Source organism: Piscibacillus halophilus (genome assembly GCF_900110685.1).
Classification (GTDB): domain Bacteria; phylum Bacillota; class Bacilli; order Bacillales; family Alkalibacillaceae; genus Piscibacillus; species Piscibacillus halophilus.
Window position 1 is genome coordinate 1 of record NZ_FOES01000032.1, and the last position, 14,050, is coordinate 14,050.

The window sequence follows — 14,050 nt, forward strand, 5'->3', positions numbered from 1 at the left end:
CTCTCAGATCGAATCCCATAGAAATAACCTACAAACATCATCTTGAATAATACGAGTGGGTCGAGCGAAGGTCGACCATTATCTTCAGAGTAATATGAACGAACTTTTTCTGGAATGAAAGAAAAGTCTATGTATCGATCTATTTTTCTTAATAAATGATCATCAGGGACAAGCTCATCAATTGTAACCATTTCTATTTCCATTTGACGCTCTTTATTACTATTAAACATGGGAACACCGCCTTTTATTAATCTAACTATATTATAACAAATTAACGCGGTGAATTGTTAAAGTTTAGGCAAAAAATATAGGCTGTCGAGACTTTCTCGACAGCCTGAACTTAATAGAATTAAGTTTTATAGTTTGTAAGTTTTTCCTTTGACAAATAGGAGAATCCTTATTATGATATTGGTTGTCATTAATTCCGACAAATTTTATCAGAAAAGGGGAAATTGATATGGCGACAACAACAACGAAAGTTCAGCCAGTCAATGAAGTGAAAGATCCTGTGACAACTTCGAACACAGGTTTAAATAAACCACAAACAAAATTAATTATTGGCGCATTAGTTGTAACGGCGATTCTTATGGTTTATCTATTAATGTCGCAAGAAGCTATGCAGCCTGTACTACTATTACTTGGACTCTTACTAGGTTATACACTTTTCCATGCCCGTTTTGGATTTACATCAGCCTTCCGTCGCTTGGCATCAGTAGGTAACGGTCAGGCATTGCGGGCACACATGTTGATGCTAGGTGTAGCAGTAACCTTGTTCGCACCTATTCTTGCATTTGGTGTATCGTTCTTTGGAACTGGTGCAACAGGTTATGTATCACCAGTTGGAGTAAGTGTACTTCTTGGTGCGTTTATGTTTGGAATTGGAATGCAGCTTGGAGGCGGTTGTGCTTCAGGTACTTTGTATGCTGTTGGTGGTGGTCGTACCGTGATGCTAATCACACTTCTATTCTTTATCGTTGGTTCAACGATTGGAGCGGCACATTTACCATTCTGGACTGACGAAACTCCTTCTATGGAAGCTTTCTCATTAGCGACATCTACTGGGCTTGGTTATGGTGGAGCATGGGTAGTTTCAATTGTATTATTTGGTCTAATCGCTTGGATTACGTTAGTCATTGAACGTAAGAGAAAAGCACCGAAAATGGCACCGATCCCAACAACAACAGGTTGGAAACGAATTTTCCGTGGATCATGGCCTTTATTTGCGGCTGCAATTGCATTAGCCGTTTTAAACGCATTAACACTAATGACTCGTGGTCAACCATGGGGAATTACATCAGCATTTGCGCTTTGGGGATCAAAAGTTGCAAACTTTATGGGTATTGATGTAGCAAGCTGGGGTTACTGGCAAGGTGCCAATGCCCAAGCCTTAGAAGCATCGATCTTTGCTGACTCAACAACTGTTCTTAACTTAGGGGTTATTCTTGGTGCCTTTATTGCATCAGCTGCTGGAGGACTATTCAAGTTTTCTAAATTAACCAAAGGAAACGTGTCAGCAGCAATCATCGGTGGGCTATTCATGGGTTATGGTGCACGTCTAGCATTCGGTTGTAACATCGGGGCTTACTTTGGCGGAATTGCATCATTCAGTCTACATGGATATGTATGGGGAATCCTAGCTCTTGCAGGAACCTTTGTAGCCTTATACCTCCGACCATTATTCGGACTATCCGTTCCAAAATCTAAAGATTCATTCTGTTAATAAGAGACCTCTTGTTGCTCAAGCAACAAGAGGTCTTTTCCGATTAAAGGTGTTCTTGCAAATAAATGAGGTATTGTAGCAAATAGAAATATGATTTATGCAAATTAACAAGGTTTTCTACAAGTATGAGTGAGAATGTTGCAAGTAAAGTCAAGGTTTTCCCAAATTAAAATGTAATGATTGCAAGTAGGGTGAGGTTTTTTGCAAATAAAAGTTATAGCACCACGGGTCATTAATGAAAAACCCTTGGGATGATAAGTCCTTTTTCGTTTTTTAAAGATACGTGAAGTTCTAGGTCATAATTGATGGATGCATAAAAGACTTCTTGAAGATCTAAAATCCCTCTTTTGGCTAACTGTTCTTTTAACCAAGTCTCGTTTAAGCTAAAAGATTTTAAGATGCTTGTATAAATTTCGCCTTCCATTATGACAGGGAGTGCTAGAGATGGTTTTCCGCCGTCCAGTTGCATATCTTCTATCGTAACAGGACGCTTGGAAGGTTTTAATAAAACACTTAAGCTTCCATCAGATTCAATGATAGCAGTTTGGACTTCATTGATATCAAAAACATTTTTCTCGCGTAATAGTTGAAGGATGTTATCAATCGAGTAGCGTATTTTTTTGATGTTTTGGTTTAGAAGCTTTCCATCTTGTACTACAACAGTCGGTTCGAACGTTAAATAACGTCCAACTTTCCGGTTCATAAGTTTAAGCTTAGCCACCCCGCGTTGAAGTAAAGCAATTGCTACGAGCGCAACAATTGTATAGATATGCGCAATAGATGGATCCGCGATATCAGCCCCAACTAAAGACCCAAGTGAAATGATAATAAGAAAATCAAAGATGGGTAATTCACCAATGGCTCTTTTCCCCATAAAAATGGTTACTAAAAGTAGTAATGGGAGTATGGTGATGATTCTTCCAAGTACTATTAGTATTTCTTTTAACGTCTCATCCATAGATGCCCGGCTCCTTTTGTGGCAAAGCTATAATGTATTTTGACCTAATCCATAATCGTCATGCATGACCAATGTAAGTATGTTAATCTTAGGTTGTTGTAAGATTAAGAAATTTTAAGAGGTGATGTTATGACGACGATTGAGCATGCGATTCAAGATAACTACCCGAATGATTTTGCCCATTGTTATGGTTGCGGGCGTTTAAATGAAGATGGTCATCATTTTCGAACAGGTTGGGAAGGCAATCAAACTGTTACATATTACACACCAGATAAGAAATATACAGCCGTTCCCGGTTTTGTTTATGGTGGTTTTTTAGCTTCACTAATTGATTGTCATGGGACAGGCTCTGCTTCATTAGCGTTACACCGTAAAAATGGATATGAGCCGGGGGATGAGGAAGAAGCACCTCGTTTTGTGACAGCTTCTCTTGAGATAAAGTTTACGAAGCCAACCCCACAGGGTGTTACATTAAAAGCAATTGGTAACGTCGAGGAAGTGCGTGAGAATAAATTTCGTACAGAAATTGAAGTGTTTGCAGAAGAGGAAAAAGTAGCTTCAGGAACAGTCGTCGCAGTCGTAATGCCAGATCATTTTGCTAAATAATTCATATTTTAATAAAATTCGGTGACTTGCATAGACTAACCAAAAAGGAGCGAGTCGCCGTGGACCGACTAAAGCCAATGCTGTTTATCCTGTTAACCCTTTTAATTATAGTGGCACTTGTCACTCGTCTCACTTAAGGAGGTCATCCTTTTGAATTTAAAAAATATGTATCGAGTGAAACAAATCACTCCTGCTAAAACTTACTATCGTGATGTTTGTCGTACACAATCAATATTTTTACTAAATTTTAAATTGGATGAATGTATGAATCAAATTTCACCTAGTAAATGTCTTGTACACTCAAACCATCAAGAAATGGATAAACAGAGGTATGTTGTGATGGATTTTTAGGTTCATAATGAAAAATGGTTTAAACGAACATGAAAGATGCGATAAAAGGCCTTATTAAAGGTCTTTTTATTTTGCATTAAAAAGTTTTTAAAAAAGATCAATGAACAGCAGGCACGAAGCCCGCTGTTTTAAAACTTTTCAATCATATGCACCAGAGCGAATAAAATGCATGCGTTTCTTTAGATAATGTTTTAGGGGAAGTAAGTGACGGTTATTGATAATGTCCACTTCATCTTCATAATAAATAAAGGTTTTGCCTAGTTGACGGTCTAGTACTCGGATAGAGCGTTCTTGCATGCTCTCATCAAAAAACGTTTTAATTTTAAATCGATTTGTTTTACTCGTTAAAATCATGACCATTCCCCCTTTGACATTTTAATGCTTTATTCGACATATGCATTCGGAATCCTTTTAGATGATAGAAAAATATGCCAATTTTACCATGTGCCATTATCGTAATGAGAAAATTTTAGGGGTGAATATATGTCAATTTTAAAATAAAATGATTATTTTATAATGAGCTAATTGGCCTGTTCTTGTTCCCCTTGTTTTTTAAGTGAAACCTTTGGTAAATTTAGTTCGTATAAATTTTAAACGTAATCCAGTAATTTTTTTATTATAAGGAAGAGAGGAGTGTTTGATAGTTATATGAAAAGGTATTACTACGTTTTGATCATCATATTTTGTTTCATACTAGTCGGGTGTAACTCAGACGCAGAAGAGGAGTCGTATGTAAATTCAAATGAATCGAACGAAATTGAATCAGAAGAAGGCGGAGAGTCTGAGAATGAAACAGGTGCTTCTGATGAAGAAAAGACAGATGATACAACAAATGCATCGGAAGAAAATTTCTTCAGCGACTTACCACAAACCCCGAATAGTATAGAAGAATTATTATCACTGCCACCAGGTAAATTTGCAGGTAAAACATATGAAGAACAGCAAGAAGAAATTGAGGAAGTCTTAGATCAGTTTCCGGTATCGGAGGAAGAAATAAGCGACGAAGAGGCAGAAAAATACTGGTTAAAGCTTGTAGGTTTATTTGCTGAAGAATATCCCAACCCTCAGGATGTTCTTGAACAATGGGGAGGTTATTCCATAAATCCTCCTGAAATTGATGGTGAGGAGATTTCTTTTAAAGAAAATTATAATGTAGAGATCATTTTAGATGCCAGTGGTAGTATGGCTAATTACCAAGGAGATCAAACTCGAATGGAATTGGCAAAAGAAGCTATTATGGATTATGCAAAGGAATTACCGGAAGAAGCTAATGTTGGCCTTAGAATCTATGGATTTGAAGGTAGTAACGCAGATTCTGATAAAAAGGTATCTTGTTCTAGTAATGAATTAGTATACGGAATCAAACCTTTTAATGAAAAAGAACTTTCTGAAGTAATGGATGATTTTGGTCCAACAGGTTGGACGCCTCTTGCGGAGGCCATCGCGGCTGCAAAGTCGGATCTTGCAGAGTTTGATGGAGAAAACAATACGAATATTATATACATCGTAAGTGATGGAATTGAAACTTGTGATGGTAATCCTGTGGAAGAAGCTAAAAGCCTTGCAGATTCTAATATTACTCCTGTCGTAAATGTCATTGGTTTTAATCTAGACCATGAAGGACAAAAACAATTAAAAGAAGTTGCAGAAGCTGCAAAAGGTACATATAAAGATGTACAAAATCGCAATCAATTACAAGACGAATTTCAAAAAGCAGCTAAAATAGCTAGTGAATGGAGATTATGGAGAGCTCATGCGATGGGTGATGCTCGAATGGAAAATGTCGACCGTGCAAACATGATGCGAGATTTCAGGGCTGAGTGGGCGGATCGGTATCGTAATGAAAGGCATAGCTTAAGTGAAGCGATTAAATATTTACAATATGAAATTGATGCTTTAAGTTTAGATGCTGCCCTTAAAATTGGCGACTTTCGGGATGAAAGGACAAATAAATTACATGAATGGAAGGCTCAAGCCTGGGATGATTTATCTGAGGTTAAAGACAAAGATTATGAAGATGCTGTAGATGAAATACAAGGTAAATATAAAGATAATGCATCGGATGATAATTAGATTAGTATTTAGTATAAAGTTGTAAAATAATAATCATTATATTAAACTCACTATGTAGGATGAACGATTCCTAAAATAATTTAATAGTATGTTGCCGGTAAAAATGGTGTCTTATTTAGACTTAATAGGGAATCTGGTGAAAATCCAGAACTGTCCCCGCAACTGTAAATGCTGACTGCTTAAGAATATCCACTGTCGTATGATGGGAAGGACTTAAGGTAGGATGAAGCATGAGTCAGGAAACCTGCCATTTTTATATCATGATCTTCTTCGGGAGTTGGGAAGGTAGAATGAAGGTGCAAAAATTTAAGGAAAAGTGATCTTTTTCCATATAACCTATAATTCTACTACTGTAACCATTACTCAAGAAGTAATGGTTTTTTTAATTTAATTCAAACACGGAAAGGTAAGGGAGCTATGGAAAAGATATCATCAAATGTATCGCGAACAACTTTAACAAAGCTAGTATTACCCCCTGATACGAATCATATGGGGACTATTTTTGGTGGAACGGTTTTATCCTATATTGATGAGATTGCAGCCATTACAGCCATGAAGCACAGTGCGGAAGTTGTGGTGACAGCCTCTATTGACACCGTGAACTTTTTAAGCTCTGCGAGGGTTGGAGACATCCTAACATTAGAAGGGGTTGTTATTTCTACAGGTAGGACTTCCATGGAGGTTTATGTAAAGGTAGAATGCGAAAAGTATAAGACGAGAGAAAGAGTATTAACGACCACTTCTATTTTAACGATGGTAGCCATTGATGAACATGGACAACCAGTGCCTGTACCTGGAGTCATACCAGAAACAGAAGAAGAGAAAAATTTATTGCAAACTGCCAAAAAACGTAAAGAAAGAAGGTTACAAATAGCTCATCATGAAGACCTTAATTAAAGAAAACGAAATGATAATAATAGAAGGAAAAAGCCGTACAAGCGGCTTTTTCTTTTCATAAAGACAAAAACACCGCAAAATGCGGTGCATTGGATAGCAAAATCAATCGTCTAAATCTTCTCGGTACTTAAAGTATTGTTTTTTAATATTTGGATGATCCTCAAAAAATCGTACGAGTGAAGAGATGCAAAAGGTTGTTTCTTTACCAATGTGGTGTTCAATCCCTTCGACTTCTTCATAAATATTATCTGAATCTATCTCGAAAACTCGAAAGAAATCTTCTAGTGTTTGATGTTTATCTACAATGTCTTTGGCGATTTTTTTACCTTTAGAAGTAAGCACAAACCCTCGGTATTTTTCATAAACGCCAAGTCCTTTACGATCTAAACGTTTCATCATTTTTGTCACAGAGGAAGGCAAGACATCTAGGTGTTCTGCTATGTCGGTAGCACGAGCATAACCTTTTTCTTCAAACATGAGATAGATGATTTCTAAGTAATCCTCCATATTCGGTGTTGTAGCCAAACAGCTTCCTCCTTTAAAAGTTCCTTTACTCTTATTTTAGAGTAAACGGACAAGTTTTTAAATAAATAATAAAATACTTAAGGCCATAATTGCCATTCCACTTATGACTCCATAGATTGGAAGGTGGGTTTCATCGTATTTTTTAGCCGCTGGAAGTAATTCATCCAATGAGATGAATACCATAATCCCAGCTACTCCAGCAAATATAATTCCAAACATCACGTCATTTAAGTATGGCATAAGTAGTAAAAAGGCAGCAGCAGCTCCTAAAGGCTCTGCTAAACCTGATAAGAATGAAAGTTTAAAGGCTTTCTTACGGCTGCCAGTGGCATAATAGATTGGTACAGAAACCGCAATTCCTTCAGGGATATTATGAATCGCAATCGCTACTGCAATGGCAATACCAAGTGTTGGGTCCTGTAATGCAGATGTAAAGGTTGCAATACCTTCAGGAAAATTATGGATCGCGATCGCAATGGCCGTAAAAGTTCCCATTTTAAGTAAATCTGGATCTTTTGGTGTTTTATCCATATCCTCGACCTTTTTGAGCTCATGAGGGTTTCCTTGTTTAGGGATAAGGTGGTCAATTAATGCAATTAGTAAGATTCCACCAAAAAAACCAGCCACCGTTAGCCAATTTCCTGATACTTCACCCATAGCTGCAATTAATGACTCCTGAGCTTTAAAAAAGATTTCAATCATAGAGACATAAATCATCACCCCAGCTGAAAAGCCTAGTGTAAATGATAAAAATTTCGTATTAGTAGTTGTGGTAAAGAAGGCTAGTAAACTACCAATTCCTGTTGCTAGACCTGCCATTAAAGTTAAGCCAAAGGCAAATAATAAATCTTCTGTCATCATCGGTTCCTCCTATTTCATGTATCATTTTCGTGATGGACAATATGTTTCCTTGAGGAAACTTTTTGACCAAAAAAATTTGCTGCAAAACTAATAAAATGATATGTAGGTATATTCTAGAATGTGCATGTATTATTTAAAAAAAGTTGCTTTAATGAATATTTGTTTCCTTAAGGAAACTATAACATAAAAATAAAGACGAGAACAATCAAAAAATTAAATCTCGCTCGAACAGCTACAATCATATTCTTTGAAATGGTACTCTTTGTATAGATTTGATGTTTGGTTCGCGTTTCTCTTTTCATAAACTCTTACAACGGGCGCAATGTCTTGTTTGGCGTATTGATTAACCTGTTCATCCATATTTATGGATGGTTCAAGTTGATAATGGTTCATATCTTCAAATAGGTTTTCGACCTTACACACATCGTATGTGACTGCAACATATTGTTTGCTACTCATGTTTACCTCCTAAGCTATTGATCGAGAAAGGTTATGCTTTTTCTAATAATTATACGTTTTTATAGATTGAAAGTTTCATTTGTTATGTTTAAAAAACGGACTTAAAAAATATGTTATATTAAAATCAGAAATGTTGAAGGAGGGGTTCATATGATTTACCGTTATAAAGATCAGTCTCCACGAATTCACGACTCTGTTTATATTGCTGACGGTGCTAGAATTATAGGTGATGTTGAGATTGGAGAAGAATCGAGTGTATGGTTTAATGTGACCATTAGGGGTGATGAAGGTCCGATACGAATCGGAAAGCGATGTAATATTCAAGAAAACTCTATGTGTCACCTATATGAACAGTTTCCATTGACGATGGAAGATGAGGTTTCGATTGGACATAATGCCATCGTTCACGGTTGTACATTAAAGAGGGGGGTGCTCGTAGGAATGGGAGCCACAGTATTAGATGGAGCTGAAATAGGGGAGTACTCTATTATTGGAGCAAACAGTCTCGTTCCATCAGGAAAGGTCATTCCCCCACGTTCATTGGTATTGGGCTCACCTGCCAAAGTTGTACGTGAACTAACCGATCAAGATATGAAAATGATTGAAGAAACGATAAACACTTATGCAACAAAGGGTCAGGAGTTTCAAGACCCGAAAGTATTTGAAAAGATAACTAGATGAGAAAAGGGCTGCTAAGCAAAGCAGCCCTCAATAGTTACTCAAATACATTCTCGAAGAACCTAGTAGCTCGTGGTTGGAGTAAGTCGTGGTAATCATTAAATAGAGTAGCAGCAGAGTTTCCTAACCAACGATCAGGTAATAGTTCTTCTGGTAAGTTTGGATCGATGAATAAAAACTTGCGGTATTGGTGAACGAGTGATGCACATTTAACAAAGCAAGTTCCATCACTCACTTCCCCTTTTTGAATGAGATTTTGATCAATATAATACTTCTCACTATATTCCTTAATAAATTGTGAGTACTTTTCGTTCACCTCATTTAAGTCCCAGCATTTATCAACGAGAGTTTTTGGATGGCTCATTCCTTCATACGATGCACTGAAATAGGTCACATAGTCTCTAATCCCATATTTATCTACCATTCTATGTATTTGTTCTTCTAGTGGGTTTGGGGTGATCCAACAGCTGTTAGATAGGTTTCCAAAACCACTCCAAACAAGTTCTTTGCGAAGTTCATCTCTTAAACGGCGTTTGTTTTCAGGTATGTTGTAAACAAGTATGCGCCAATTCCCATCCCATTTTGGTGATTCAGATTTATAGATTCGCTTTGAGGCTTCTTCCATACGAGCTTTTCCTTGTTCCGTAAGAGAATAATAGCTTTTATTCCCGCGCTTCTCGGACTTGACCCAGCCTTGTTTGCTCATCCGTGAAATCGCCGCTCGAACCGACTGTTCATTATGCCCAAATTCTTTTAATAGTTTGATTAAACTACCAATCCAGATCACACTTCCATAGTGACGGACATAGTCGCCGTATAACGTAAAAATCATAGACCGTGTGTTAAATTGTTTGTCCATTTCGATAAATCCTTCCTTATTCATTAGATAAGTGGGTTGTGACTAGTTTACTATAAAATAACAAAATATTCACGCACTTATTTATAAAGAAATGCACGAATGTTGCTGGATATTACAACATAAATTTTAATTACTATAGTCTTAGATTTTTGAAAATTTAAAAATTTTATTGAATATTATATAACGTTTTGATACGATAACGTTAAATAAACGTATGATGTGAGGTGGCTGTATGTATCATTATATTGAATATGGCAGTTCAGAAAGTCCGCATGAAGATCAAGAGAAGTACGAACGATTTATGGAGCGTATTGAAGCTGGAGAAAAGATCGAAGCGGATGACTGGATGCCAGATGATTATCGTCAGTCGTTAATTAAACTGATTTCCATGCATGGAATTAGTGAGATTATGGGGGCACTCCCTGAGAAAGAATGGGTTCCAAAAGCGCCAACATTAAAACGAAAGCTTGGCATTATGGCGAAAGTCCAAGACGAGATGGGTCACGGTCAACTGTTACTTCGGGTGGCAGAAGATTTAATGAAACCTTATGGAAAAACACGTAAAGATTTAATTGAGAACCTATTAAAAGGAGACTTAAAGTTTCATAATGTCTTCCATATGCCGACACGTACTTGGGCTGACGCTGGAATGGTCGGATGGCTTGTGGATGGAGCAGCGATTATTTCACAAACCAATATGCTTGATGCCTCCTACGGCCCTTACCAGCGTGCTCTACAGCGCATATGTCAGGAAGAAGTATTTCACGCTCAACACGGAGAAGCGATTATTATGGCACTGGCGGAAGGAACCGAGCACCAGCGTGATATCTTACAAGAATCTTTAAATCGTTGGTGGCCATCGTTATTAATGTTTTTTGGTCCATCTACCGCAGATACAACGGGAACATCAAAGCAAGATATTATGATTAAATATAAAATTCGTAAGAGCAATAATGAAGAATTACGCCAAGCATTTTTAGATAAATATTTACCTCGTGTTTTCTCATTGGGACTTACGGTTCCAGATGAGACGGTTCATTACGATGAAGAAAAAGGTCAATGGGTTTATCAACAACCTGATTGGAATGAATTTAAACAAATTATTAAGAACAATGGTCCACGCTCGAAAGAACGCCTGCGTTTAAGAGAAATTGCTTATAAAAATAATTGCTGGGTCCGCGAGGCTTTATCAAAAGAAGCAGTTGGTTCTTAAGAAAGGGGAGAGTACGTTGGAAGAGACGAGTTTTTACCAAGAATATGAAGTGTTCAGTAAAAAAAGTGTCAAAGCCCCAATTCAGCATCAATTTAGTCTACTTGCCCCGAATGAAGATATGGCTCTGACGATGGCATTGGAAAATTTCATGCGTCGTGAAGATGTACTTGATGTTTGGGTGGTCAAACGTAGTAACATTCGAGCGATGACAAGTGAAGAGCGCATGAACTGGACGAATCGATTGGATAACAAAGATTACCGTAAAACTAAAGGCTACGGCTACTTAAGGCAGAAGTGGAAGGAAAAAGAACAAGGCATGCTCGATGAAAAGGAGATCATGTCTTGGAAAGAGGTGAAGAAGAAATGATTGAATCAGCTGAAAAGGCTAAACAGGATCCCATTTATTTAAATGCACTAAAAGATTTAATCTATCAATTAGCTGATGATGACTTTATCATTTCATTCCGAGGCTCAGAGTGGCTAGGGTTAGCACCTCATATCGAAGAAGATGTAGCTTTTTCATCTATTACTCAAAACACGATGGGGCATGCGCTCATGTTTTATAACTTGTTAGAAGAACTAGGGGAGCCTGAAGCTGATCAACTCGCTCATGAACGTCAATCTAATGTACGGAAGAATGCGATTTATTTTGAAAAGAAAAACGGAGAAGGCCATTACACGGAAGAGCCTTATTATGATTGGGCTTTAACGGTTGTGAGGAATTTCCTCTATGAAACGTTTAAAAAAGTTAAATTGGAAGCGATTACAAAAAGTTCATATCAGCCGCTTGCGAATGTCGCTGGGAAAGTTTTAATGGAACAGCCATATCATCTAGCGCATTGGAAGATTTGGTTTAATCAGTTATATCATTCAACAGATGAAGCTCACGAACGACTTCAAGCCAGGTTATTAGAAGCTTCGGAAGAAATAGGGGATGTATATGAACTAGGCCATCATGCAACTGAGATGGAGCACTTTGAATTGATGATTAGCGAGGGAACTTTGAGAGAACGTTGGTTAAATGAGGTTTCTAAGACGATTCAAGAGTTCCCATCTATAGATATAGGTAAAAAGTTTGGAAGTGGAAGGGAAGGTGATCACACACCAGATCTGAACCAAGCATTAGAAATTTTGTCGGAAGTTTATGAGAGCGATAAGGATGCCGTATGGTAGGAGGGAGATGGAGTGCAAGAACAACGATTACAGGAAGTCCGTGCTGTATTAAAAACAGTTGATGATCCGGAATTACCATCCGTAAGTGTGTCAGATTTGGGAATGGTTCATGACGTTAAGATCATCGGGAGTCAGGTTTATATCACGATGGTGCCAACGTTTGCAGGATGCCCTGCGTTAGATTTCATCCAGCGTGACGTGCAAAAGGCAGTAACCGAGCTTTCATGGGTGTCAGAATGCGAAGTTCAATTTACATTTCAAGAAAAATGGTCAACAGATGCGATTACGGATGAGGGAAAGAAACAGCTAAAAAAGCATGGCATCGCTCCTCCACCAGAGAATTACCAACCAGGTAATGAATGGACGGTTGCTTGCCCATATTGCGACTCGGATTTCACATCGATGGAAAACGTCTTTGGACCAACGGCTTGTAGAAGTATTTTATATTGCACTACTTGTAAAAACCCGTTCGAAGCCATGAAACCAGTCGTTGATTATGTGTATTAATGACATCTATTTGATGTTTGATTGTAACTGAGTGAGAAGCGGCGGTCTGTAGCAAAGAATATTTGTTTTAAAAAAAGTAAAAAGGAGTTTTTATAATGGTTAAATTAATCGCGATTTACAAACAACCGGAGGATCCGGAAAAATTTGATGAGCATTACTTCAACACTCACACACCACTCACACAAAAAATCCCAGGACTACGAGACATGAAAGTAACTAAAATCGTCGGATCTCCAATGGGAAAAACTGATTACTACTTACTTTGCGAAATGTACTATGATGACCACGAATCTCTGCAAGCTGCGATGAAAACAGACGAAGGAAAAGCATCAGGTAAAGACGTGATGCAATTTGCCGGTGATCTTGTCACGCTAGTCATTGGTGAGGAAGTTCATGTCGAACAAATACATTAATGCCTATTTGGAGGATTCAATCGGGATTATTCAGCTCAACCGACCCGATGTATTAAATGCGTTGAACCGGCAAATGGTAGATGAGATTGTTGAACAATTAGAAGCGTATGACCGTGACTCAACTGTTAAGGTGATTCTCATTAAAGGAAATGATCGCGCATTTGCAGCGGGTGCGGATATTGAAGAAATGTTGAATGATACTCCGTTGACTCTAGAATTAGCTGACCCATTTGCAGTATGGGATCGAATTCAGTTAATCAAAAAGCCTGTTATGGCAGCGGTTAACGGGTTTGCCCTCGGCGGAGGATTTGAGCTCGCTCTTCATTGTGACTTGATTGTGGCAGGCGAGAATGCAACATTCGGTTTTCCAGAAGTAAAGTTAGGTGTCATGCCTGGGGCAGGGGGAACTCAGCTTTTAGCAAAAGCCATCGGTCAGAGAAAAGCTTTGGAATGGATATGGTTAGGGGAATCGATGAGCGCTTCTGAAGCAATGGGTTTAGGGGCGATCAATCGAATTGTCGCAGATGAACTGGTAGAAGAGGAGTCCATGCGTTTAGCCAAACAATTGGCTAACCAAGCACCAATCTCACTTCGATTGATCAAAGAAACTGTAAAAGCTGCAGATGATTTATCGTTGATGGATGGTATGAAGCTTGAAAGGAAAAACTTTTACCTCGCCTTTGACTCAGAGGATCAAACAGAGGGAATGAACGCTTTCACCGAAAAAAGACCTCCTCATTTTAAAGGGGTGTAAAGG

At 38.0% G+C, this 14,050-nt stretch carries 19 protein-coding genes and 1 riboswitch; of the genes, 12 read left to right on the forward strand and 7 right to left on the reverse strand.

Annotated features, from left to right (window positions below; all coding sequences use genetic code 11):
* Positions 1–230 (reverse strand): transposase (locus tag BMY57_RS12015; protein WP_177176383.1); only part of this gene is annotated, 230 nt, incomplete at its 3' end.
* A 227-nt stretch (positions 231–457) separates the two neighbouring features.
* On the opposite strand from BMY57_RS12015, the gene BMY57_RS12020 reads away from it, so the two are divergent.
* Positions 458–1,720 (forward strand): YeeE/YedE family protein, encoded by a 1,263-nt coding sequence (locus BMY57_RS12020; protein ID WP_091774642.1) that lies wholly within the window; start codon positions 458–460, stop codon positions 1,718–1,720.
* A gap of 232 nt (positions 1,721–1,952) precedes the next feature.
* Here the strand turns inward: BMY57_RS12020 and BMY57_RS12025 are convergent, their stop codons facing one another.
* The gene (locus tag BMY57_RS12025; RefSeq protein WP_091774644.1) at positions 1,953–2,678 is read right to left on the reverse strand and encodes a DUF421 domain-containing protein; all 726 of its coding nucleotides are present in this window, start codon (positions 2,676–2,678) and stop codon (positions 1,953–1,955) included.
* 129 nt (positions 2,679–2,807) lie between these two features.
* On the opposite strand from BMY57_RS12025, the gene BMY57_RS12030 reads away from it, so the two are divergent.
* Both BMY57_RS12030 and BMY57_RS12035 read left to right on the forward strand, forming a co-directional pair.
* Complete coding sequence (locus BMY57_RS12030) at positions 2,808–3,284, forward strand: PaaI family thioesterase (RefSeq protein WP_091774646.1); 477 nt, start codon at positions 2,808–2,810, stop codon at positions 3,282–3,284.
* A gap of 150 nt (positions 3,285–3,434) precedes the next feature.
* A complete protein-coding gene (locus BMY57_RS12035; RefSeq protein ID WP_091774648.1) occupies positions 3,435–3,635 on the forward strand; it encodes a hypothetical protein in 201 nt (66 codons plus the stop codon).
* Between the two features lie 138 nt (positions 3,636–3,773).
* On the opposite strand, the gene BMY57_RS12040 is transcribed toward BMY57_RS12035, so the two are convergent.
* Positions 3,774–3,989 carry a hypothetical protein gene (locus tag BMY57_RS12040; protein WP_091774650.1) on the reverse strand — a complete coding sequence of 72 codons (216 nt, stop codon included), beginning with the start codon at positions 3,987–3,989 and terminating at the stop codon, positions 3,774–3,776.
* A 279-nt stretch (positions 3,990–4,268) separates the two neighbouring features.
* Between BMY57_RS12040 and BMY57_RS12045 the strand changes: the two genes are divergently transcribed.
* Together BMY57_RS12045 and BMY57_RS12050 are read left to right on the forward strand one after the other, a co-directional pair.
* Positions 4,269–5,708, forward strand: a complete 1,440-nt coding sequence (locus BMY57_RS12045; protein WP_143063833.1) for a VWA domain-containing protein — start codon at positions 4,269–4,271, stop codon at positions 5,706–5,708.
* Positions 5,709–5,795: 87 nt separating this feature from the next.
* Positions 5,796–5,974, forward strand: a riboswitch (cobalamin riboswitch).
* Between the two features lie 151 nt (positions 5,975–6,125).
* Entirely contained in the window at positions 6,126–6,605 is a 480-nt protein-coding gene (locus BMY57_RS12050) for an acyl-CoA thioesterase (RefSeq protein WP_091774654.1), read from the forward strand.
* A 102-nt stretch (positions 6,606–6,707) separates the two neighbouring features.
* On the opposite strand, the gene mntR is transcribed toward BMY57_RS12050, so the two are convergent.
* The 3 genes from mntR to BMY57_RS12065 all read right to left on the reverse strand — a co-directional run bounded on the left by mntR (position 6,708) and on the right by BMY57_RS12065 (position 8,450).
* The gene (mntR, locus tag BMY57_RS12055; RefSeq protein WP_338157651.1) at positions 6,708–7,130 is read right to left on the reverse strand and encodes a transcriptional regulator MntR; all 423 of its coding nucleotides are present in this window, start codon (positions 7,128–7,130) and stop codon (positions 6,708–6,710) included.
* A 57-nt stretch (positions 7,131–7,187) separates the two neighbouring features.
* Positions 7,188–7,988, reverse strand: a complete 801-nt coding sequence (zupT, locus tag BMY57_RS12060; protein WP_091774656.1) for a zinc transporter ZupT — start codon at positions 7,986–7,988, stop codon at positions 7,188–7,190.
* Between the two features lie 216 nt (positions 7,989–8,204).
* Positions 8,205–8,450: a hypothetical protein gene (locus BMY57_RS12065; protein ID WP_091774658.1), complete on the reverse strand. Its 246-nt coding sequence runs from the start codon at positions 8,448–8,450 to the stop codon at positions 8,205–8,207.
* A 150-nt stretch (positions 8,451–8,600) separates the two neighbouring features.
* Between BMY57_RS12065 and BMY57_RS12070 the strand changes: the two genes are divergently transcribed.
* The gene (locus tag BMY57_RS12070) at positions 8,601–9,131 is read left to right on the forward strand and encodes a gamma carbonic anhydrase family protein (RefSeq protein WP_091774660.1); all 531 of its coding nucleotides are present in this window, start codon (positions 8,601–8,603) and stop codon (positions 9,129–9,131) included.
* Between the two features lie 34 nt (positions 9,132–9,165).
* On the opposite strand, the gene paaX is transcribed toward BMY57_RS12070, so the two are convergent.
* Positions 9,166–9,987: a phenylacetic acid degradation operon negative regulatory protein PaaX gene (gene paaX / locus BMY57_RS12075; protein ID WP_091774661.1), complete on the reverse strand. Its 822-nt coding sequence runs from the start codon at positions 9,985–9,987 to the stop codon at positions 9,166–9,168.
* Positions 9,988–10,219: 232 nt separating this feature from the next.
* Between paaX and paaA the strand changes: the two genes are divergently transcribed.
* The 6 genes from paaA (at position 10,220) to BMY57_RS12105 (ending at position 14,047) form a co-directional block, all read left to right on the forward strand.
* Positions 10,220–11,200 (forward strand): 1,2-phenylacetyl-CoA epoxidase subunit PaaA, encoded by a 981-nt coding sequence (gene paaA / locus BMY57_RS12080; RefSeq protein WP_091774664.1) that lies wholly within the window; start codon positions 10,220–10,222, stop codon positions 11,198–11,200.
* A 16-nt stretch (positions 11,201–11,216) separates the two neighbouring features.
* Positions 11,217–11,567 carry a 1,2-phenylacetyl-CoA epoxidase subunit PaaB gene (gene paaB / locus BMY57_RS12085; protein ID WP_091774666.1) on the forward strand — a complete coding sequence of 117 codons (351 nt, stop codon included), beginning with the start codon at positions 11,217–11,219 and terminating at the stop codon, positions 11,565–11,567.
* Positions 11,543–12,373 carry a 1,2-phenylacetyl-CoA epoxidase subunit PaaC gene (paaC, locus tag BMY57_RS12090; protein WP_423809580.1) on the forward strand — a complete coding sequence of 277 codons (831 nt, stop codon included), beginning with the start codon at positions 11,543–11,545 and terminating at the stop codon, positions 12,371–12,373. Before paaB ends, paaC begins: the two co-directional genes overlap by 25 nt.
* Before the next feature lie 12 nt (positions 12,374–12,385).
* On the forward strand, positions 12,386–12,880 hold the full coding sequence (paaD, locus tag BMY57_RS12095) for a 1,2-phenylacetyl-CoA epoxidase subunit PaaD (RefSeq protein ID WP_091774668.1): 495 nt from the start codon (positions 12,386–12,388) through the stop codon (positions 12,878–12,880).
* Between the two features lie 95 nt (positions 12,881–12,975).
* On the forward strand, positions 12,976–13,293 hold the full coding sequence (locus tag BMY57_RS12100; RefSeq protein ID WP_091774670.1) for an EthD family reductase: 318 nt from the start codon (positions 12,976–12,978) through the stop codon (positions 13,291–13,293).
* On the forward strand, positions 13,274–14,047 hold the full coding sequence (locus BMY57_RS12105) for an enoyl-CoA hydratase/isomerase family protein (protein WP_091774672.1): 774 nt from the start codon (positions 13,274–13,276) through the stop codon (positions 14,045–14,047). The genes BMY57_RS12100 and BMY57_RS12105 overlap by 20 nt, the downstream gene beginning before the upstream one ends.
* Positions 14,048–14,050 lie beyond the last annotated feature (3 nt).